This window comes from Ralstonia sp. AU12-08 (assembly GCF_000442475.1).
GTDB lineage: Bacteria > Pseudomonadota > Gammaproteobacteria > Burkholderiales > Burkholderiaceae > Ralstonia > Ralstonia insidiosa.
The window spans coordinates 54,404-74,163 of sequence record NZ_ASZV01000032.1 but is presented as its reverse complement, the minus strand read 5'-3'; the positions used below and the strand labels follow the sequence as shown (position 1 = coordinate 74,163).

Below are 19,760 nucleotides of genomic sequence, written 5' to 3'. Positions count from 1 at the left end.
TCCCAAGGGCGGAACGAAGTTGTTACCGCGTGTTTGTTGCCGGACGTTCGGTGGCTGCCGTTTTGGCGGCGGCCTTGGGCGCGTGTGCCGAGCGCGCCTTGTCCGCAGCCGCATCCGGCATCAGCCCCACGTAACGCGCATCGGTGAGCGTGCGCAGGAAGGCGACGATGTCGTCGATCTCGTCTTCCGTCAGCGCAGGCGTGGTGCCAGGGCGGCGGTTCATCGGCACGGCGTTCACGTTGACATTGCCTTGATATTTGGCGGGCACGTCGTTGAAGCGCAGGGGTGTTCCCTTTGTGCCCGGGTACCACTGCGCCGGGTCGGTCGAGCGCGTGGCGTAGAAGGCCACCGTGTCGCGCAGCGTGCGGAATACGCCGTTGTGCATGAAGGTCTGGCGTACCGCCACATTGCGCAGGCCCGACGTGCGGAAGTACCCACACCACTGGTCGTGCTCGGGCCACTTGAGCTTGTGGGCGGTCTGGCACAGGCCCACGTCGAAGTGTTTGGCGTCCTTGTTGGCCGGCAACAGCGGATTGCGCGGCACGGCGATGGCGTCGTAGCCGAAGTCCGTGAACAGTGAGCGCTCGGGCCGCGACGACGACTCCATCATCAGGTGACACGACGCGCAGTTGCCCTTGTCCGGGTTGCGGAACAGGGCGAGCCCGCGCATCTCGGCGGGGGAGAGCGGTGTGCGCTTGCGTAAAAAGTCATCGAAGCGCGAGGTGAACGGCGCCAGTTCGTCGCTCTGGAAATAGGCCCCCAGCGCCTTGCCCAGTGCGCCAATGAGGCGTTCCGGGTCGCGCACTGCATCGGCGCCGAATTGCTTTGTCAGCGCCTGGCCCAGGTCGGTGCCGGCCACCTTGCGCTGCAGGGCGCGCGGCGACGGGTTGCCCATCTCATCGGGGCTGAACAGCGGGCCACGGATCTGCTCGGCCAGCGTATCGGCGCGGCCATCGACAAAGAAGCCGCCGAACGGCGACGGGAAGCTGGCGTCGTCGTCCTGAAAGAAGTAGCGATGCGGGATGTAGCGCAGGTACAGCAGCGACGGCGCATTGCGCGGCGCCACGTGCCCCGGGCGGCTGCCGGCCGGCACGCCGATGCGCAGCGCCTCGCCTTTCAGCGTGGGCGCGAAGGCACGGCTGGGGTCATGGCATGCCGCGCACGATGTGCCTTGCGGCTCCGACAGGCGTGGGTCAAAGAACACCCGCTTGCCGAGTGCGACGAGGTTCGGGTCCGGCTTGAACGATGTCGACTCGGCAGGCGGGGGCACGGCGTCCAGCTTGGGCGTCATGCCAATCGATTCGGCTGCCGCCGCACCCGAGAAGAGTGCGGCAGCAACCAGCAGCGCAGTGCTCAGTTTTTTCAAGGTGCAACGAAGCCCGTCTTGTCACACACCAGGCTGGAGCCGTTCTGCGTGCAGGTCGTCAGCAGCTTGCCGTTGACGGTGTAGGCCTTGAACAGCCAGCCCTTGGCGGGTGCCGGCTGGCGGTCCATCACCATAAAGCCGAACGAGTTGTTGTGCGAGATGCTGCCAACCGTCACGCCCGAGGCCGGGCTGATGGCCGGGAACGGATCCGGCAGGGCCACGTCCAGCGAATCACCGGCATTGCCCGCCACGATGGTCGCCGGGTGGTTGCTGGTGAAGTTGATGGCCTGGAAGTCATGCACGTGACCATGCAGCGCGACTTGTACGCCCGGCGGGTAGTAGGCCGTGGCGTTCAGGCTGTTCATGACCGACAGCAGTGCCGCATTGCCGCCCAGCGGCGTGCTGCCCGCGATGGGCACGAAGCCCAGGATCGGGTGATGGTTGGTGAAGATCGACATCACGCCCGGCTTGGCGGCCAGCGTGCCCACCGTGCTGAACTGCTTCTGGTAGGTCTGGAACCACGGGTCAGTGGTCGCCAATGCGGTCGTGCCAGCCTTGGCCGAATCGAACACGATGACCTGCGTGTCGGTGCCGATGGCTACGGCGTACGGGTCCGATGCATTGGCGCCGGTGTCGTTGGCCGGGTTGTCGCACGAGCGGGCGGCGGAGTAGGGGCGCGGGTCCAGGAAGCGGAACCACCCCTGGCCGGCACGCGCGCATTCTTCATGGTTGCCGCGCACGAGCACCCACGGGGCGGCGGCCATCAGCGGCGCGGCGGGCTGGAACAGGTCGGATTGCCACGTATCCCAGCCGTAGCCCCACGGGCTGCCCTGACAGCCGGCCACGTCGGGCGGGCAGGCGTTTTCACGGTAGTGGTAGTCGCCCACGTGCAGCACGAGGTCCGGGTTCATCGCCGCCGCCGTGGTGGCCGCTGTGGCGAACGGCCATGACAGCGGGTCATTGCACGACTGCCAGCTGTTGCTCGACTTCTTCATGCGGCAGCCGGTGTCCGCCAGGATCACCACGCGCTGCGGGTTGGCCTTGGGCAGCGGCAGCACGCGCGAGCCGATCGATGCGACCTTGGCTGTGGATGCCACCGTGGCCTCGCAGGCATTCACCGGGAAGGATGAAGCTTTCGAATCGCTGGCGGCGCTGGCCGTGGTGCGCTGGGCGATGGTGCCGGCAGCCACGCGCAGGCTCATGCGCGTGGAAGTGCCGTCCACCGTCAGCAGCGGGCAGACCGTGTTGTCCGCCGGGGAGGCGCTGTTCGTATACGTGGTGACTGCGCGCACGACAGCCTGGTTGCTGTCGCCAATCTCGACCCACGCGGCCTGGATGTTGCTGTCGGCGGTGGCGGCGTCGGCTGGCGTGGCAGCCACCGGCGTCGTGTCAGACGACGAGCCGCCGCAGCCGGCAATCACGGCAGCGGCAGTCAGTGCGGCAAGTGTGACCATCGTGAACACGGTGCGTTTGCGCCGCACCGGAGCGAACATCGATCGAATTTCCATTGCGCCTTCCCTGATTCTTGTTGTGAGGAAGGCGCACGGTACCCAAGACAGATGGCGCTATTTTGACAGCCCCGCATGCGGGCTCAGGGAGATTGTAAAAATTGCGGGCAAAAAAAAGCAGACGCATAAGCATCTGCTTTTCTGTGTCGGCCGAGCCGCGAGGGCCCGGCAGAAGCACCAACTTACTGCTTGGCAGCGTCAGCAGCCGGAGCAGCAGCGTCAGCCTTCTTAGCGGCCTTCTTGTGCTTCTTGGCGTGCTTCTTGGCCTTAGCCGGAGCCTTTTCAGCGGCAGCCGGAGCAGCAGCAGCGTCAGCAGCCGGAGCAGCCGGGGTTTGTGCGTACACACCAGCAGCGAACAGGCCGGCGATCAGGGCAGCGATCAGCTTCTTCATGGTGAATCCTTTTATCGATCAGTGAGTTAACCAACGACCCGCTAAATGAGTCATCTGCAATAACGCAGGCTGCTGCGGGCGCGTTGACACGTCGCGTTGATTTTTTTTGAGGTCATTTTGACGGGGTCAGCGGCACGCTGGCCGGGATGTGGCGCATGTTGCGCTGCGCAAAAAAGATGCCCGACTTCTGAGCGGGAGGGCCGGGCTTTCGGACGTGTCTGATTGGATCAAAGTAGACCGGCCCTGAGAATCGCCCGGACTCTGTCCAGAATCCGCCGTGCCGCTCTCTCCGTTGTCCTCCCATCCCCTCAAGCCTGCCCGATTCACCCGTCGCGACTTCCTGTTTGGCGGCGGCGCGCTGGCGACGCTCGCCGTCACGCTGGGCCTGCGCCGGGTGCCCGATCAGGCTGCCTCCAGCCTGGACGATTTCATGCTTGTGTCACAGACGCTCTCCGGCCAGCCGCTCGACCGGCAGATAGGGCTGAACTGTTTCAGCAATCTGTATCGGGCCGATGCCCGCTTCGTCGACCACATCCAGACCCTGGCCTGGCTGGTGCGCCATCACCCCGGGTTGGACGGCACGGGCCTGATTGGCTTGCTGGAGGCCGATCGCCATGTGGAACTGCGCGCCGCCCTCGGCCGCCTGGTCGACGCCTGGAGCGCGCAGGCCGGCGCCAACCCCGCGCTGGCCGATGCCCGCAGCCTGATCGAACGCGCCTCCGGCGCCACCCTGCCCAGTGGCTGACCGGCCGTTTCGCCATGTGCGCGACTGTGGCGGATGGTGAAATTTTCCGGCATAATGCGAAATTAACTCTTGTGTCTTATATAAGAGTTAAGGCTTGCGAAATTTGTGCGGTGCACCGTGAGAGTGTCATCGCAGCCCGCTAGAATTACCAGTTCATTGCAGCGTGCCGGCTCGGCCAACCCGGGGCAGCACGCTGTGCTGTCAACCCCCACCGTCCACCCGCTCACCCGCGGTCTGCACTGGAGTCGTCCATGTATCAACACATCAAGGTCCCGGCCGGCGAGAAGATCACCGTCAACCAAGACTTCTCCCTGAACGTCCCCAACAACCCCATCATTCCCTACATCGAGGGTGACGGCACTGGCTTCGACATCACCCCGGTGATGATCAAGGTGGTGGACGCAGCCGTTGAAAAGGCCTACGCCGGCAAGCGCAAGATCTCGTGGATGGAGATCTACGCTGGCGAGAAGTCGACCAAGGTGTACGGCCCGGACGTGTGGCTGCCGGAAGAAACCCTGCAAGTCCTGAAGGACTACGTGGTGTCCATCAAGGGCCCGCTGACGACGCCGGTGGGCGGCGGCATCCGTTCCCTGAACGTGGCGCTGCGCCAAGAGCTGGACCTGTACGTCTGCCTGCGCCCGGTGCGCTACTTCAAGGGCGTGCCTTCGCCGGTGAAAGAGCCGGAGAAGACCGACATGGTCATCTTCCGTGAGAACTCGGAAGACATCTACGCCGGCATCGAATTCGAAGCCGAGAGCGAGAAGGCCAAGAAGCTGATCAAGATTCTGCAGGACGAATTCGGCGTCAAGAAGATCCGCTTCCCCGAAACCTCGGGCATTGGCGTGAAGCCGGTGTCGCGCGAAGGCACCGAGCGCCTGGTGCGCAAGGCCATCCAGTACGCGATCGACAACGACAAGCCGTCGGTCACGATCGTGCACAAGGGCAACATCATGAAGTTCACGGAAGGTGGTTTCCGTGACTGGGCCTACGCGCTGGCACAGAAGGAATTCGGCGCCGAGCTGATCGACGGCGGCCCGTGGTGCAAGTTCAAGAACCCGAAGACGGGCAAGGAAATCGTCGTCAAGGACGCGATTGCCGACGCCTTCCTGCAGCAGATCCTGCTGCGTCCGGCCGAGTACTCGGTCGTGGCGACGCTGAACCTGAACGGCGACTACATCTCCGACGCCCTGGCTGCGCAAGTCGGCGGTATCGGTATCGCCCCGGGCGCGAACCTGAGCGACTCCGTTGCCATGTTCGAAGCCACCCACGGTACGGCACCGAAGTACGCTGGCAAGGACTACGTGAACCCGGGTTCCGAAATCCTGTCGGCCGAAATGATGCTGCGCCACATGGGCTGGACGGAAGCCGCTGACCTGATCATCTCGTCGATCGAGAAGTCGATCCTGTCGAAGAAGGTCACGTATGACTTCGCCCGCCTGCTCGAAGGCGCGACCCAAGTGTCGTGCTCGGGCTTTGGTCAGGTGATGATCGACAATATGTAAGCGCGTTTCGCCTGATTTCACGGCGAGCCAAAAACCCCGGTAGATCAACGATCTCCGGGGTTTTTTTATTTCAGGTCGTATAACGTGCGAGAGCGAATCATGAAAGTATCCCGGAGCCGGTGGCTCAAATCTGCTGCAATCTTCGTCGGGCTCACGGTGGGCCTCTTCACCCTAACAACTGAGGCAAAGGAAGTGCGTAACCCAATCCGAAATATCGTCCTGGTGCACGGTGCCTTTGCCGATGGCTCCAGTTGGACAGAGGTCATTGCAGCACTGCAGCGCAAGGGCTATCACGTGACCGCTGTCCAGAACCCGCTCACCTCTCTGGAAGACGACGTTTCTGCCACCCGTCGCGTGCTTGCCCGGCAGTCGGGAGATGTCATTCTAGTGGGGCACTCGTATGCCGGTGCCGTGGTGACTGAAGCGGGGAATGCAGACAATGTCAAAGGCATCGTCTACCTCTCGGCGCTTGTACCGGACAGCGGAGAATCCGTGTCCGATCTGCTGATGCGCCTGAAGGCGCCTATGGATGGCTTGAAGCCCGACAATGAAGGCTTCATCTGGCTCGACGACCCGGCCGCTTATCGCGACGTCATGGCGGGCGATGTGCCCGAGGCCCATGTGCGCATTCTTGCTGCTACGCAGGTTCCAATTTCCGTATCCGCCTTTACTGGCAAAGTCTCTCATGCGGCGTGGCACGACAAGCCAACGTGGTACCTCGTTACCGAAGAAGACCATGCGCTCAAGGTGCCAGTGCAGCGCACGTTGGCCAAACAGATCGGAGCCCACATGACGACTGTGAAGTCGAGCCACATGTCGTTGGTCTCACACCCCGCCGTGGTGGCCAATCTGATCGATCGTGCCGCCAAAGACGCGCAACATTGATCAGGTAACGTGATAGGGGCCCACTAGGGCCTGTTGACGCTATCGCAGGCTCTCGGCGATAAGGGCGCAGGTAATGAACGCGGCGAACATGGCGTCGAGCTTGTCGTAGCGAGTAAAAACGCGGCGCCTCGCTTTGAGTCGGCGGAACAAGCGCTCAACGCAGTTGCGCTGGCGATACAGTTGCCGGTCGTATTCCCAGGGCTGGCGGCGCTGAGGGTTGGGCGGGACGACCGGCACGAGCCCCAGGCGCTGCGCCAACTCACGCGTGGCGTCGTCCTGATAGGCGCTGTCCATCAACAACGCAACGCGCCCCTCATGCGGGCCAAGCTGCTCGATCAGGCGCCGCCCTTCAGGGGCGTCGCCCGCTTGCCCCGGCGTCAGGCTCCAAGTCACGACGTTGCGTTCATCCGCGGCAACCAGATGCAGTTTGGTGCTCCAGCCACCGCGGGATTTGCCGATGCTCTGCGGTCCGTTTTTTTGCGTGCCCCAGTGCCGTCCGGATGCACTTTCACGATGCTCGAATCCAGGCTGATCGTCTCAATGCGCACCCGCATGAGCCGGCGTCGCTGCAGTTGCTCGAACACCCGGTCCAGCACGCAGGCACGGCTCCAGCGCATCATCCGCACGTACACCGTATTCCACTTGCCATAGCGCTCGGGCAGGGCTCGCCACTTACAGCCGTTGGCCGCTACATACAGGATGGCGTTGAGTACGCGCAGATTGTCCAACTGCACGTTGCCTCGCTGGCGCGGAAACACGTCCGCGATTTGCTTGTATTGCTCTTCTGTCAGTTGCATGCCGCCTAGCTTCCGACAGAACGCCATCTGTTACTGGCAATTTGAGTCAACGGGCCCTAGGCGCTCGCTACCCGTCCGCATGCGCCGCGCGGCTGCCAGGTAGCGCAATGTTGTCCCGGTGGCCGTGACGTAAAAACCCCCGGCCACTTCGGCTGACCGGAGTCTTTCATTGAGGTTCTTCCTCGATTGATCGCAGCATGCCGTTCAACAGCAACTCTGCCGAGCGCGCCCCTGACACCGAGACGGCGCCGTTGAAAACGAAATGCGGGGTGCTCAGTATCTCCCCCTTGGCCGGGCGCCCGCGCTTTGGCCGTTCGCGCTCAGGCTGGGCAACGCAGCTGCGGATGTCATGCAGGCAGGCGAGCAAGGCTTGTGGTTTTGCACCATGTTCCATGCCCAACCGCTCCAGCACCTGCAGGTTGCCGATGTCTTCTCCTTCTGCAAAGAAGGCTCTGAACAATCGGTCGACCAGCCCGATGCTCTCGAAGGTGGTGCACTGTGTCGCCACGCAGCCAACCATGCTGTGCGCCGCAGTGGTGTTCGGCAAGATGTTGATGCGTTTGAAGTCGAATGCGATGCCGGCGGTTTGGCCAGCCTGCTGCACCTGCTTGCGCCGCAACGCCACGGCCGTGGGGCCGCCGAACTGGGTCAGATAGAACGACTGGTAGGACGTGCCACCAAGCGGTGTTTCCGGCATCAGCGGATGCGAGCGCCACTGCACCTTGGTCTTGGCGGTTGGTTGTAGCCGCTGGAACTCGCGAAGGGCGACTTCCAGGTGGCGTATGCCAATCCAGCTCCATGGGCAGACGAGGTCGAAGAAGACGTCGATGGTGAGCGGGTGCCTCGGATGATCGATGACTTGATGGTTTGCTGGCGCGTTCATATTGGTGAAGCCTCCGCACGGTCAGCCATCGCGTTAGGTTTGGTGGCCGGTGCTGTTGGGCACAGCCGCCATGAAGAAAGAGCGAGGAGGGCGCCCTCCTCGAAGATGTACCAAGGGGACGAGAGGGGCATCTCCCCTGGTACGGGGTTGTTTCGGTTGTGGCACTGCCTACTGCCGGGGCAGAGCGGTACCGTCGGCATAGCTGTAGACACCCGCTGCGCCCGCAAGCGTCGACACGTTGCCTGTCGGGCTGATCATCCGGATCAGGCTGTTATACAAATCGGTCACGTACACGACGCCGTTGCTGTCAACAGCGATGCCGACGGGAATCGTGAACTGAGCGTTCGTGCCGAGGCCATCCGCACTGCCGGTGGCGCCCGAGCCAGCCAGTGTGGTCACCACGCCGGCGGGCGTGACCTTACGGACGGTGTTGCCTTGGGATTCCGTCAAATAGAGGTTGCCGTTTCCGTCGACGGCGATGAATCCAGGGACTTTGAAGGCGGCAGCGCTTCCCGTGCCATCGGTGTGGGCACATACCCCGGAACCGGCCAGCGTAGTCACCGCGCCAACCGGCGAGACCTTGCGGATATTGCAGCTGGTTCTTTCCGCGACGTACACCGTGCCATTGCCGTCAACGGCCACGCCTATCGGGTCATTGACGCCGCTGGTCAGGGTGCTCACGGTGCCGGCAGGCGTGACCTTGCTGAGGGTGTTGGTGCCGGAATCCGCCACGTAGACGTTGCCTGCCGAGTCGACGGCAATGCTATTGAGCACGCTGGAGGCGCCGCCAGCGGAGGCCAGCGTGGTCACCACACGGGCAGGTGTGATCTTGCGGATGGTCTTGGAGCCGTTATCTAGCACATAAACGTTGCCGCTGTTGTCGGTTGCGATACTGACTGGGTTGTTAAAGCTGGCCGCCACTCCGGTTCCATCCACATTGCCAATCGCGCCGGAGCCGGCGAATGTCGACACCACGCCGGGTATTGTGATCTTGCGGATTCTGCTGTTGTACGTATCGGCCACGAATAGGTTGCCGCTGCCATCCACTGCGATGCCATATGGCACGCTGAATCGCGCCGTGGATTGGAAATTGAGCGTGATGTTGACCGATTGCTGCAACGCGCCGAGCGTGGCCGTGACGGTGGCCGCATCGTTTGCGGTTGTGTATGCCGGGTCGGGGATATAGCTCACCGTGGCACCGCTGGTGGTGCTCAGGCTGCCATGGCCGCGAACGGTCCATTGCACGTTCGCAGCAGACAAGGTCGTGTTGGGATTGGCGATGGTTGCCGTCAGGGACACGGGGGTGCCGCTGGCCGAGGTTGACGCACTCGAAGGCGAGAGCGAGAGCGTGGCACTGGGTGTGACGGAGATCGTGCCGGTGAATGGCGCGCTACTGCCATCCGTGGCGCTGACTGTGGCGACTGCTGCCGTGGAGAGCGTGGCCGGTGGCGTGAAGGTGGCGCTGCCATCCGCGTTGACAGTGATCGTGCCGATCGAGGCTGCCCACTTCAAGGCGCCATGGCTGATGGTTGACGGCACCGTCAGCGTGACCGAGCCATTGCCGGCTTGCACCGATGGGCTGCTCAGCGTCAGCGTTTTCTCGCTCGCAGGCTTGAGCGCGATGCTGACCGATTCCGTATGGCCACCCGCAGTGACGGAGACGACGGCCTGCGTGTCGTTGCTGACGGTTGCTGGCGTGAAGGTGACGCTGTTGCCTTGCGTGGCGCTGAATGTGCCGGCGCCGGACGACCAGGTGGGCGTGTCGGTGGTGAACTGCGGCGAGACCGACATCGCGATCGGCGCATCGCCCACGTACCAGCTCACCTGGCCGGCCACTGGGCGCAGGACGGGCGCGTGCAGGGTGATGGTTTTCGAGACGGTGGTGTTCCCCAGCGCGGCAGTGATCGTGACCTGCGCATCAGCCTGTACGGTGGCGGGCGGAGTGTAGATCACGCTGGCACCCTGGGTCGCGCTCAACGCGCCCGGGCCGGTCAATGACCAACTGGTTGTGTTGCTGCTGGCAGTGAAGGTCAGCTTGCTGCCGCTGCCATACGTATCGAGGCCGGCAGGATGATCAACAGACAGCGGGGCCGACGACGAGGTTGTTCCCGAATCGGTGGAGGAAGGTCCACCGCTGCAGCCGGGTAGCAGCATGACGGAGGCGCAAATCAGTACGCCACAGAGCGTGGTCTGGTATCTAAGCATGGAGATGTTGAAATCGAGCGAGAAGCAGAAGCGGCGTGCGTACAGCCGCGAGGCCATTCAAGCTGCAAGGCAGCACATGGATTTAACTTATCGCGTGCCGTGGGGGATGGGGAGGTCGCATGTTTTGCGCGCCTGCATGATTGTTTTGCCGGCCGGAAAAATCTTGGCCGGGCGGCAATCCGTGCAGAAACTTTAGAGCGCAAGCATCAGGAGAACGCCGCCAAGTCCTGGTCGGAGCGTGCTTTAATCGCGCCCATGGCTGAAGACACTACTGTCTCTTTTCCTTCCGATCCGTTGCACGGGCAGCGCATCCTGGTCGTTGACGATGTCGACGAGACCCGCATGCTGCTGGTGGATTTTCTGCAGCGGCGGGGTTGTCGCGTCTATATCGCGCGGGATGGGCAGGACGGTGTTCATAAGGCCCAGAGCGTGGTGCCGGATTTGATCCTGATGGACATCCGTATGCCGGTGTGTGATGGCATCACCGCGTGCAGGCTGCTTAAGGCCAATCCCGCTACCCGGAGCATCCCACTCATCTTTTTGACCTCTGCAGCCTTGCCGCAGGAGCGTGTGGCCGGACTTGCGGCCGGCGCGGTGGACTATGTGACCAAGCCCTTCGATTTTGTAAGAGGTCCGCCTGCGCCTGTGTATCCATCTCAAGCCTCTGGCCGCGCCAAGTGGCGCGCCAGCGGAAGGGGATGTGAATGCGGCCTCCAGCACGCTGGATGTCACGCTGTATCGGGCGACACGCAAGCTGCTGCTTGAGCAACTCGCGCAGACGCCCAGCTTGGTGGAGCTTGCCGCTGCAGTGGGCACCAACGCGCGCCGGCTCAACGCGGCGTTCAAGCAGTGCGTGGGCGTGACCGTGTTTGATTTTCTGCGCGAGGAGCGCATGAAAGAGGCGCGGCGCATGCTGTCCGAGACCGCGCTCGACGTGCAGTTGATTTCCCGGGAGCTGGGCTACAACAGCGCTGCCAATTTTTCCACCGCGTTTCGTGATCGCTTTGGGCTGACACCCAGCCAGTTCCGGCAGGATTCGGGGGGCCTCGCGTGAGTTCTTGCGCGTTCGCCGTCGCATCGTCGCGCCGGCGTGTGTGCTGGGCGCTGTGCTTGGCACTCGTGCTGGCTGTGCTTGTCGGGTTGATCGGCCAGCCGACGTGGGCCAAGCCGATTGACGTAGGGCAGAGGGGGGGCACCGATGCCAAGCCTCTGACGCTGCTGCGCGATCTATCTCTGCTGGAAGACAAGACGGGCCGGCTGGATTTTGAGGCTGCCATGGCCAGCACCGACTGGATGGCAATCCCTGGGGAGAGTTTGAACCCGGGCTACACCGCTTCTCGCTTCTGGCTCAGAGGAACGCTGCGCAACAACAGCGCTCAGCCGGTGACGCGTTGGCTGGCGGTGGACCCTGCGCGCTTGGAGTCGGTCGACTACTACCGGCTGGCGCCCGATGGGCACACCGCGCTCGACACCATTCCGAGCGGCAATCGTCTGCCGCTGGACGCCCGGCCCATTCCGGCGATGATTCCGGTGTTCCCGGTCACGCTGGCCCCAGGCGAGCAGATGATGTTTGCCCTGCGGGTCCACAGCCGCTCTGCAGTGAATATTGATCCGCAGCTTTGGGAGCCCGCTGCGTTCCGTCAGCGCGAAGGGTATGACCTGATGCTGCAGGCCTTCCTGCTGGGCCCTGCATTCATGCTGGCGTTGTACGCGCTCATCCAGGGATGGTCCGGGCGGGATCGCGGCTTCCTGCTGCTGTTCGGGTGGATCTGCCTTGCCGTTCTCTACAGCATGGCGATTCAGGGGTACCTGTATCGCTATGTATTGCAGGCCGGCGGGGAGTGGGTCCTGCGCGCACCTTCCACGTTGGGTGTGCTCACCACGGTGTTCTACGCCGCAGCTACGATGACCTTTGTCGGTCTGGGGCGGATCGCCGTCTGGAAGTGGGTCTATCGCACGGTGGGAGTGTTCCTGGTGGCCGGGTGCTTGTGGACCCTGCTGGGGGATTACCGCGCCGGCGCTGTCTATTCCAATATCGTGGTCGCCGTGTTCAACGTGCTGTGGGCGCTCTCGATGGTGGATGCCTGGCGGCGAGGCTTGCCCAACGCCCGGTTGTTCATGTTGACGTTTGGCGTTGTGTGGGCCGTGCAACTGGTGGGGCTGCTGGAGTTCCACGGCATCCTGAACCGTGGCTGGCATGCTGGTCTTGGGCTGTCCTGGCTGGTGGAGTTGGCGACGCTGCTGATGATGGGCGCGCTTGTGATTCAGCGCTCGCGCGAGACGTCTGCCGCGCACGCCGCGATCCAGCAGGCGCTGCTGGATGCCAAGAGCCAGGATCAGCTCAAGCTCGAGCACGCTGTTGTCGAGCGCACGCAGGAGTTGCGCACGGCCCTCATTGACGCTGATGAGGCGAACCGCGCCAAGACCGATTTTCTCGCGCGCATCAGCCATGATCTGCGCACGCCGTTGACGTCCATCATCGGCTTTGCTGAGCTGGTGCAGACCGCGGGTCAGGAGAACGCTGAGCGGGGGCGGATCATCGGTCGCAGTGCGCGGCACATGCTCGCCATGGTGAACGATCTGATCGACTATGCGCGTGGCGGCGAGCCGGACGCATTGCACAGCACGCCGGTCTACGTGCATGCGCTGCTCGATGCTGTTGTGCAGGAAGGTGCTGAGCTGGCTCGGCGTCGCGGCAACCAGTTCACTTTCCACATCGCACGGCCGTTGCCGCCCGTACTTGAGCTGGATGCCAAGGGCTTGCGGCGCGTGCTCGGCAATCTGCTGGACAACGCAACCAAGTACACCACGAGCGGCAGCATTGAACTCCTGATCGATTGCGAGGGCGAGGTGCAGATCGGGCAAGCCGTGCGGCTGACCTTGATCGTGAAGGACACCGGGCCCGGTATCGCCCCTGAAGATCAGCAGCGCATTTTCGAGCCCTTCCAGCGGCTGGACACGGCGCGCACCCAGCCTGGCACGGGGCTTGGGCTGGCCATCGTCCGGCAGTGGATCGAACGCATGGGCGGTACGCTGAAGATCGACAGCGCGCTGGGTGCCGGCACGTCGATGCGCCTGGATGTGACGGCAACGGTCGCCGCCGAAGATGCCGTCTCGCGCCACCACGTTGCCGACATCGGTGCGGTCGCGCCCAGCATCGACGGCAGCGGCTTGACCATCTGGATTGCGGAAGACACGGCCGACATCCGTCGCTTGCTTGCCGACGAACTATCGAGTCTGGGCTTTGCCGTCGAGACTGCCTCCGACGGTGTCTCGATCATCGAGCGAATGGCGCAGGCGGGCGATGCGCGCCCCGACCTCGTACTGACCGACTACCTGATGCCCGGCGCCGATGGCTTTGCAGTGCTGGTGGCTGCTCGGCAACACCTGCCCGGGGTTCCTGTGGTGGTCCTGTCGGCGATTCCGTTAACCGCATCGGCCAACGACGGCCCTGCAACGCCTGCGTTTGATGCCTCCCTGCTCAAGCCGATCAATCTGGCCGAACTGCAAGAGGCCCTGATGCGCTTGCTGGGGCTGCACCGGCTCCCGCCCGTGGCGGATGCTTCCGAGGCAGCACCATTGGTTGGCCCGCCGCCGCAGGCGCGCGCGGTGGCGCTGGCATTGATCGACTTGGGCGCCATCTCCGATCTGATCGACTGGGCCGATGCCCTGCACACTGAGTATCCGCAATGCGAGGCATTTGCCATGCAAGTCCGCCAACTGGCTACCCGTGGTGATCTGGCAGCGCTGCAACGGCTCTGCAGTTAGCGTCAGGCTCGCGGGTCAGGTAAAGCCCCATTCGCCAGTGGTGCGTTTCTGCTGGTGCGGTGCAGCACGTGTCGCACACCGTCCGTCGTGACGCGACTGCGGGTGAGCAATGCCTCACAAATGCGGTCGGGAAACGTTTGTCAGTCATCGCAATGGTGACTAGACTGGCTCCCATGTGACTTTCTGTACCATCGGCAGGAAGCCCCGCCGATGGCACTGGCCCGCCCCTGGAGCGCCCGACCTTGTGAGCCCCAACGATCGCCGCCTTGCCCGCCATCTGTTTGTCGCCGTCACCATCAAGGTGGCGGTGCTGGCCGTGCTGTGGTGGGTCTTCGTGCGAGATCACCAGGTGCCGGTCGATGCAGAGCGGGCCGCCGACCGAATTGGAATTGGCGTGACACCACCAACAGCGCAGGGAGGGCATCCGTGATATCCGAGCACTTGGTCGATCTATCCAGGCTGCAGTTTGCGGCGACGGCGCTGTACCACTTCCTGTTCGTGCCGCTCACGCTGGGCATGGTCTGGCTGCTGGTCATCATGGAGAGCGTCTACGTGATGACCAACAAGGTCATCTGGAAGGACATGACGCGCTTCTGGGGCAAGTTGTTCGGCATCAACTTCGCCCTGGGGGTGACCACCGGTATCACGCTCGAATTCCAGTTCGGTACCAACTGGGCGTACTACTCGCACTACGTGGGCGACATCTTCGGGGCGCCGCTGGCCATTGAAGGGCTGATGGCGTTCTTCCTGGAATCCACCTTCATCGGCCTGTTCTTCTTCGGGTGGGATCGCCTCACCAAGACGCAGCATTTGCTGGTGACGACGCTCATGGCGATCGGCACCAATCTCTCCGCGCTGTGGATCCTGATCGCCAATGGCTGGATGCAGAACCCGGTGGGTGCCGACTTCAACTGGCAGACTATGCGCATGGAGATGTCGGACTTCTGGGCCGTCGTCTTCAACCCCGTGGCGCAGGCCAAGTTTGTGCACACGGTGTCGGCCGGTTACGTGACGGGCGCGATGTTCGTGTTGTCGATCTCGAGCTGGTACCTGCTGCGCGGGCGCGATGTCGAGTTTGCGCGACGCAGCTTCCGGGTGGCGGCAGCGTTTGGGCTGGCCAGCGTGCTCTCTGTGATCGTGCTGGGCGATGAATCCGGCTACACGGTGGGCGAAGCGCAGGAAACCAAGATGGCCGCCATCGAGGCCATGTGGGAGACCGAGCCCGCACCGGCCAGCTTCAACATGATCGCGTCGATCAACCAGCGCGAGCAGAAGAACGACTGGGCGGTCGAGATTCCCTATGTGATGGGCCTGATCGGCACGCGCTCGGTGTCCAAGCAGATTCCGGGCATTCACGAGATCAAGGTGCGCAACCGCGGCCGCATCGTGAGTGGTATCGAGGCGGTGGCCGCACTGGAAACGCTGCGCAAGAACCCGGACGATGCCGCCGCCCACCAAACGCTGCAGATCCATCAGCAAGACCTGGGCTTTGGCCTGCTGCTCAAGAAGTACGTGACCGATGTGCGGCAAGCCACGCCCGAGATCATCGACAAGGCGGTCGACGACACCGTGCCGCGTGTGTGGCCGATGTTCTGGGGCTTCCGCGCCATGGTCGGATTGGGCTTCCTGATGCTGGCGCTGTTCGGCCTGTCGTTCTGGAGCACGCTGCGGCCGCAGCGCAAGGCGCCGGCGTGGCTGCTGCGCTGGGCACTGTGGATGCTGCCCGCGCCGTGGCTCGCTGCTGAGCTTGGTTGGGTGGTGGCGGAATACGGCCGCCAGCCGTGGACGATTTACGGCGTGCTGCCCACGCACCTGAGCGTGTCGACGCTGAGCGAGGCCAGCCTGTACGGCTCGCTGGCAGGCTTCATCGGCTTCTACACGCTGCTCTTGATTGTCGAGATGTACCTGATGATCAAGTTCGCGCGGCAGGGGCCCGGCAGCCTCGGTACCGGTCGCTACGATTTCGAAGCCGCCCACGCTTGAGGAGGCCACCATGTTCGACTATCCCACCCTCAAGGTCATCTGGTGGCTGCTGATCGGCGTGCTGCTGATCGGCTTCGCCATCATGGACGGGCACGACATGGGCGTTGGCACGTTGTTGCCCTTCGTCGGCAAGACCGACGACGAGCGCCGTGTCGCCATCAACACCATCGCCCCGCACTGGGACGGTAACCAGGTCTGGTTCATCACCGGCGGCGGCGCGATCTTTGCCGCGTGGCCGCTGGTGTATGCCACGGCCTTCAGCGGGTTCTACTGGGCGATGCTCGCCGTGCTGTGGGCGTTGTTCTTCCGCCCGGTTGGGTTTGATTACCGCAGCAAGATCCATAACGCCACATGGCGCAAAGCGTGGGATATCGGCCTCTTTGTCGGGGGCGCGGTGCCGCCGCTGATCTTCGGTGTGGCGTTCGGCAATCTGCTGCAGGGTGTGCCGTTCCACTTCGACACCTTCATGGTGGTGACGTACACCGGCACGTTCTGGCAATTGCTGAACCCGTTCGCCATCCTGACCGGCGTGGTGTCGAGCGCGATGATCACCATGCACGGCGGCATCTATCTCGCGCATCGCACCGAAGGGGCGATCCAGCAACGTGCGACGAAGGCCGCAACCGGCGCCGCGATTGTCGCCGTGATTGCCTTCGTCGCGGCGGGTGCATGGCTGCGCTGGGGTGGCATCGAAGGCTATGCCATCACCTCAGCCATCGACCCGGCTGGCGTGTCCAACCCGATGGCCAAGACGGTGGCGCGCGCCGCCGATGCGTGGTGGCACAACTACCAAGTGCAGCCGTTGCTCTGGCTGTTGCCCTTGCTCGGCGTGCTTGGGCCGCTGCTGGCAACGGTGCTGGTGCGGGCAGGGTGCACGTTGATGGCCTTCGTGCTGTCGGCGCTGGGCTTGGCGGGCATCATCACCACGGCGGGCGCGTCGATGTTCCCGTTCGTGCTGCCGTCGTCCAGCATGCCCGCCGCCAGCCTGACGGTGTGGGACAGCGTCTCCAGCCACTTCACGCTGGGCCTGATGTTCTGGGCGGCGATCATTTTCACGCCCATCATCCTCATCTACACGAGCTGGTGTTACCGCGTGATGCGCGGCAAGGTGACGGTCGAACACATCCGGGCCAACGAGCACTCGCTCTACTAACCCCGCTAGCCACCGGAGGACATGACATGTGGTACTTCACTTGGGTCCTGGGCGTCGGCTTTGCCGTACTGCTGGCCGTGCTCAACGCGATGTGGGGTGAGGTGAGCGACGCGCGCGCCGCCGGTGCTGCCACCGACGAGGACCGCGCGTGAGCACGGCCAACGTGAGCGAAGCCCATAAGCCGCGCATCCACGCAGCCAGCCTGGCCGCCGGGCTGATCGTCATGGCGGTCGGCACGGTGTATCCGTACATCGTCACCAATGGTGCTGGCCATGCGGACCACACCCTCGCCATGCTGCTGTTCTGGGCGATGAGCGCGGGGTTGGTGCGTGGTGTGGGGTTTGTTCCGCGCCACTGGGTGTGGCGCGTGTTGTTTTCCGGGTGGTCGTGCGCGCTGGCACTGGTGCTGTTTGGGCTGCTGCGCGTCCTTCGTTAAGGACTAGTGTGGCAGTCGGGTGGGGCCAGCGGCAGGTGGCTCCGACGTGCGCCCGCGCAGCGCATCGCGCAGGCGCCGCACACCACGCCACAGCTTCGGCAGCAGCCAGACAGCCACCAGCAGCAAGATCGCCAGCACCACCAGGAATGCGGCCGGCAGGAAGAACGACATCAGCAGCCCGCCGGTCGCTGTAATGTCCTCACTGAACGACGCCACCCAGTTCGAGAATGGCTCGGGAGAAGCGTTGATCAGCGCACGCGTGCCGGCTTTGGTGGCGTGCGCTGTTCCAGCCAGGGTGCCGCCAATCAACCCCGCCGCCACCATCCATTGCGGATCGAGCTGCCCAAATGCGGCCGCCGCCAGGATGGCCCCGGCGGGAATGCGGATGAAGGTCTGGATGCTGTCCCAGACAGAATCGAACCCCGGAATCTTGTCGGCCAGGAACTCTGCCACGGCCAGCACACCGGCCAACCCGATCACCCACCACGATTCGAGCATCTGCAGCCCCGGAGGCAGGTGCAGCCAGCCTGTGCGGCCCAGCACACCGGCGGCAAACACGGCCAGGTAGAGGCGGAATCCGCTGGTCCAGGACAAGCCTGCGGCCAGCGCGGCAGTTTCCAGCATGGGGCTCCTTGCGTGTTCAGGCAGCCAGACGGGCGCTTGCTGATATCGGCAGTGTAGTGCCCGTAGGCCCGCCCGGTTGGCTTACAGCAGCGACTTGCCCTGCGACAGGATCTTGTCGCACGCCTGCTTGGTGATCTGCTCCTTGACGCTGCTCAGGTCAAACGTGCTGCCGTTGGAGCCGGTGAGCAGGCCTTTTTCGCCATTGCTGTAGCCAGTGTCAGAGGCAGGGGCACCGCCCAGCTTGCCCAGCAGCTTGTCTTTGACCGAGGCTGCGCCCGATGCGCCACCCAGGTAATTGTTCTTGAGGCAGAACTCCAGCACGCCGGCCACGTTGCCCGTGCTGCCGGAAGTAAGCGAGCCCAGCGAGGGCAGACCGCCTGCCCCACCAAGATTGCCGAGGCTGCCCAGGCCGCTGGACGAGCCCTGGCTAGAACCCTGTGTCGCGCCCTTGATGAGATCGCCGATCTGGGCTTGGGCAGCAGCCGGCAGCAGCGCAGCAACCAGGGCGAGGGCGGCAGTGGTACGGGTGAGGTGGCAGGTCATGAGGGGCTCCTTGGGTGGACGGTGCGGATAACGGGGGGACACCACTACCGTAGCGCACGGTCGGACGAAATGACGTGTTGCGCAACGTGCAGCATTGCCGCCATTCTCCACCGCCCCGGCAACAAAAAACCCGGCAGGTCGCCGGGTTTTTTGCATTTCAGTACCCTTGCCAGAGGCCGGGTGCTGGATGACGCGAATCAGGCTGCCTGGATGTTGGTGGCCTGCTTGCCCTTCGGGCCCTGCGTCACTTCGAACGAGACGCGCTGATTTTCCTTGAGCGTCTTGAAACCAGCCATCTGGATGGCCGAGAAATGCGCAAACAGCTCTTCGCCGCCTTCGTCAGGCGAGATGAAACCGAAACCCTTGGCGTCGTTAAACCATTTGACAGTACCGAGTGCCATGAAAACCCCTCCGAGAAAACACAAGTCCAAGCCGGGAGGGGTTGCCTGTCGGGGCAGAGCAGAGCGGTACCGCGCAGTCATCGCCCGGCCGCCGGCCCTGGGGCACGACGAACGGCGCGGATGGAACCGCGCCGCAAGCGATCGGTCTTCTTGTGGCAAAACACCACAGCCTGAAGCGGTTGTCGATCTGTTGTCGACTGGTGTGAGGCCTCCCGGGCTCACCATTCATGAGGCTTGCTGCCAAGTGTTTTTGGGGCAGTAAGGCGCACATGTTGAATTCGATTGTTCGAGGAAAGCAACAGACTGTCAAGGCTACCAAAGGTGGGTTTGTGGCGAAAAACGGTCAGTTTTTGAAGAGGTTTTGCTCGAAACTCGACAAATCGCCCCCACCTGCCGAAAACGTTCGGCATGCAGGGCTGGTGCGTGCCCCGTTCCCAGCCTTTGGCTGGCCGGGGAATGCCCCTCGCCCGGAGAGCCGGCTGGCGAACGCAATTCAGGCCAAACCATTTGCAGGGCTTGAAATCGGCGTTATTTCCCTAAATTGCGAAGTCGAAAGGAGTGGTTAGAAT

The 19,760-nt window shown here is 63.4% G+C and carries 20 protein-coding genes and 1 pseudogene; 11 read left to right on the top strand and 10 right to left on the bottom strand.

Annotation, left to right across the window (positions count from 1 at the left end):
- Positions 1-22: 22 nt before the first annotated feature.
- From C404_RS47220 to C404_RS47210, 3 genes are all read right to left on the bottom strand, one after another.
- Positions 23-1,366, bottom strand: a complete 1,344-nt coding sequence (locus C404_RS47220) for a cytochrome-c peroxidase (RefSeq protein ID WP_021195781.1) — start codon at positions 1,364-1,366, stop codon at positions 23-25.
- A complete protein-coding gene (locus C404_RS47215; protein ID WP_031329642.1) occupies positions 1,363-2,874 on the bottom strand; it encodes a metallophosphoesterase in 1,512 nt (503 codons plus the stop codon). Before C404_RS47215 ends, C404_RS47220 begins: the two co-directional genes overlap by 4 nt.
- A 182-nt stretch (positions 2,875-3,056) precedes the next feature.
- On the bottom strand, positions 3,057-3,266 hold the full coding sequence (locus C404_RS47210; protein WP_021195779.1) for a hypothetical protein: 210 nt from the start codon (positions 3,264-3,266) through the stop codon (positions 3,057-3,059).
- Positions 3,267-3,558: 292 nt separating this feature from the next.
- Between C404_RS47210 and C404_RS47205 the strand changes: the two genes are divergently transcribed.
- From C404_RS47205 to C404_RS47195, 3 genes are all read left to right on the top strand, one after another.
- Complete coding sequence (locus C404_RS47205) at positions 3,559-4,011, top strand: sugar dehydrogenase complex small subunit (RefSeq protein ID WP_021195778.1); 453 nt, start codon at positions 3,559-3,561, stop codon at positions 4,009-4,011.
- Between the two features lie 251 nt (positions 4,012-4,262).
- Complete coding sequence (gene icd / locus C404_RS47200) at positions 4,263-5,513, top strand: NADP-dependent isocitrate dehydrogenase (protein ID WP_021195777.1); 1,251 nt, start codon at positions 4,263-4,265, stop codon at positions 5,511-5,513.
- 156 nt (positions 5,514-5,669) lie between these two features.
- Positions 5,670-6,398: an alpha/beta hydrolase gene (locus C404_RS47195; RefSeq protein WP_049285658.1), complete on the top strand. Its 729-nt coding sequence runs from the start codon at positions 5,670-5,672 to the stop codon at positions 6,396-6,398.
- A gap of 39 nt (positions 6,399-6,437) precedes the next feature.
- On the opposite strand, the gene C404_RS60035 is transcribed toward C404_RS47195, so the two are convergent.
- The 4 genes from C404_RS60035 to C404_RS60700 form a co-directional block, all read right to left on the bottom strand.
- Positions 6,438-7,195, bottom strand: a protein-coding gene (locus C404_RS60035; protein WP_152524463.1) for an IS5 family transposase whose coding sequence is annotated in 2 segments (ribosomal slippage) — positions 6,438-6,880 and positions 6,880-7,195 — 759 coding nt in all. Because the reading frame shifts where the segments join, the coding sequence is not laid out codon by codon here.
- Between the two features lie 166 nt (positions 7,196-7,361).
- Entirely contained in the window at positions 7,362-8,078 is a 717-nt protein-coding gene (locus tag C404_RS47180) for a DsbA family oxidoreductase (protein ID WP_021195773.1), read from the bottom strand.
- Positions 8,079-8,246: 168 nt separating this feature from the next.
- Positions 8,247-10,340 (bottom strand): hypothetical protein, encoded by a 2,094-nt coding sequence (locus tag C404_RS58880; RefSeq protein WP_152524462.1) that lies wholly within the window; start codon positions 10,338-10,340, stop codon positions 8,247-8,249.
- 186 nt (positions 10,341-10,526) lie between these two features.
- The gene (locus C404_RS60700; RefSeq protein ID WP_021195770.1) at positions 10,527-10,700 is read right to left on the bottom strand and encodes a hypothetical protein; all 174 of its coding nucleotides are present in this window, start codon (positions 10,698-10,700) and stop codon (positions 10,527-10,529) included.
- On the opposite strand from C404_RS60700, the pseudogene C404_RS47170 reads away from it, so the two are divergent.
- The 7 genes and pseudogenes from C404_RS47170 (at position 10,626) to C404_RS47140 (ending at position 17,623) form a co-directional block, all read left to right on the top strand.
- Positions 10,626-11,337: pseudogene (locus C404_RS47170) on the top strand (response regulator transcription factor). The gene C404_RS60700 and the pseudogene C404_RS47170 overlap by 75 nt on opposite strands.
- A gap of 65 nt (positions 11,338-11,402) precedes the next feature.
- The gene (locus tag C404_RS47165; protein WP_232317402.1) at positions 11,403-14,051 is read left to right on the top strand and encodes a hybrid sensor histidine kinase/response regulator; all 2,649 of its coding nucleotides are present in this window, start codon (positions 11,403-11,405) and stop codon (positions 14,049-14,051) included.
- Positions 14,052-14,295: 244 nt separating this feature from the next.
- Positions 14,296-14,481 (top strand): cytochrome oxidase putative small subunit CydP, encoded by a 186-nt coding sequence (gene cydP, locus C404_RS47160; protein WP_021195767.1) that lies wholly within the window; start codon positions 14,296-14,298, stop codon positions 14,479-14,481.
- A complete protein-coding gene (locus C404_RS47155) occupies positions 14,478-16,034 on the top strand; it encodes a cytochrome ubiquinol oxidase subunit I (protein ID WP_031329636.1) in 1,557 nt (518 codons plus the stop codon). Before cydP ends, C404_RS47155 begins: the two co-directional genes overlap by 4 nt.
- Positions 16,035-16,044: 10 nt before the next feature.
- On the top strand, positions 16,045-17,187 hold the full coding sequence (cydB, locus tag C404_RS47150; RefSeq protein ID WP_021195765.1) for a cytochrome d ubiquinol oxidase subunit II: 1,143 nt from the start codon (positions 16,045-16,047) through the stop codon (positions 17,185-17,187).
- A gap of 26 nt (positions 17,188-17,213) precedes the next feature.
- Positions 17,214-17,339, top strand: coding sequence for a cytochrome bd-I oxidase subunit CydX (gene cydX / locus C404_RS59425; RefSeq protein WP_021195764.1), 126 nt, complete (start codon positions 17,214-17,216; stop codon positions 17,337-17,339).
- Positions 17,336-17,623, top strand: a complete 288-nt coding sequence (locus C404_RS47140) for a cyd operon YbgE family protein (protein WP_021195763.1) — start codon at positions 17,336-17,338, stop codon at positions 17,621-17,623. The genes cydX and C404_RS47140 overlap by 4 nt, the downstream gene beginning before the upstream one ends.
- A gap of 3 nt (positions 17,624-17,626) precedes the next feature.
- Here C404_RS47140 and C404_RS47135 read toward each other — a convergent pair whose 3' ends face one another.
- The 3 genes from C404_RS47135 to C404_RS47125 all read right to left on the bottom strand — a co-directional run bounded on the left by C404_RS47135 (position 17,627) and on the right by C404_RS47125 (position 19,191).
- On the bottom strand, positions 17,627-18,247 hold the full coding sequence (locus tag C404_RS47135) for a DUF4126 domain-containing protein (protein WP_021195762.1): 621 nt from the start codon (positions 18,245-18,247) through the stop codon (positions 17,627-17,629).
- Positions 18,248-18,328: 81 nt separating this feature from the next.
- Positions 18,329-18,790 carry a DUF2501 domain-containing protein gene (locus C404_RS47130; protein WP_021195761.1) on the bottom strand — a complete coding sequence of 154 codons (462 nt, stop codon included), beginning with the start codon at positions 18,788-18,790 and terminating at the stop codon, positions 18,329-18,331.
- A gap of 197 nt (positions 18,791-18,987) precedes the next feature.
- On the bottom strand, positions 18,988-19,191 hold the full coding sequence (locus tag C404_RS47125; RefSeq protein WP_004631953.1) for a cold-shock protein: 204 nt from the start codon (positions 19,189-19,191) through the stop codon (positions 18,988-18,990).
- 269 nt (positions 19,192-19,460) lie between these two features.
- Here C404_RS47125 and C404_RS60030 point away from each other — a divergent pair, with 269 nt between their 5' ends.
- Positions 19,461-19,757 carry a hypothetical protein gene (locus tag C404_RS60030; RefSeq protein ID WP_152524460.1) on the top strand — a complete coding sequence of 99 codons (297 nt, stop codon included), beginning with the start codon at positions 19,461-19,463 and terminating at the stop codon, positions 19,755-19,757.
- Positions 19,758-19,760 lie beyond the last annotated feature (3 nt).

Excerpts from the sequence above, each read along its gene's own strand:
- C404_RS47215 (WP_031329642.1), bottom strand. The coding sequence starts at position 2,874 with ATGGAAATTCGATCGATGTTCGCTCCGGTGCGGCGCAAACGCACCGTG.
- C404_RS47125 (WP_004631953.1), bottom strand. The coding sequence starts at position 19,191 with ATGGCACTCGGTACTGTCAAATGGTTTAACGACGCCAAGGGTTTCGGT.
- C404_RS47130 (WP_021195761.1), bottom strand. The coding sequence starts at position 18,790 with ATGACCTGCCACCTCACCCGTACCACTGCCGCCCTCGCCCTGGTTGCT.
- cydX (WP_021195764.1), top strand. The coding sequence starts at position 17,214 with ATGTGGTACTTCACTTGGGTCCTGGGCGTCGGCTTTGCCGTACTGCTG.
- C404_RS60700 (WP_021195770.1), bottom strand. The coding sequence starts at position 10,700 with ATGAACACCGTCCTGCCCATCCCGCGCGATATAGACGCGACAACCCCG.
- C404_RS47135 (WP_021195762.1), bottom strand. The coding sequence starts at position 18,247 with ATGCTGGAAACTGCCGCGCTGGCCGCAGGCTTGTCCTGGACCAGCGGA.
- cydB (WP_021195765.1), top strand. The coding sequence starts at position 16,045 with ATGTTCGACTATCCCACCCTCAAGGTCATCTGGTGGCTGCTGATCGGC.
- C404_RS47180 (WP_021195773.1), bottom strand. The coding sequence starts at position 8,078 with ATGAACGCGCCAGCAAACCATCAAGTCATCGATCATCCGAGGCACCCG.
- icd (WP_021195777.1), top strand. The coding sequence starts at position 4,263 with ATGTATCAACACATCAAGGTCCCGGCCGGCGAGAAGATCACCGTCAAC.
- C404_RS47210 (WP_021195779.1), bottom strand. The coding sequence starts at position 3,266 with ATGAAGAAGCTGATCGCTGCCCTGATCGCCGGCCTGTTCGCTGCTGGT.
- C404_RS58880 (WP_152524462.1), bottom strand. The coding sequence starts at position 10,340 with ATGGCCTCGCGGCTGTACGCACGCCGCTTCTGCTTCTCGCTCGATTTC.
- C404_RS60030 (WP_152524460.1), top strand. The coding sequence starts at position 19,461 with ATGTTGAATTCGATTGTTCGAGGAAAGCAACAGACTGTCAAGGCTACC.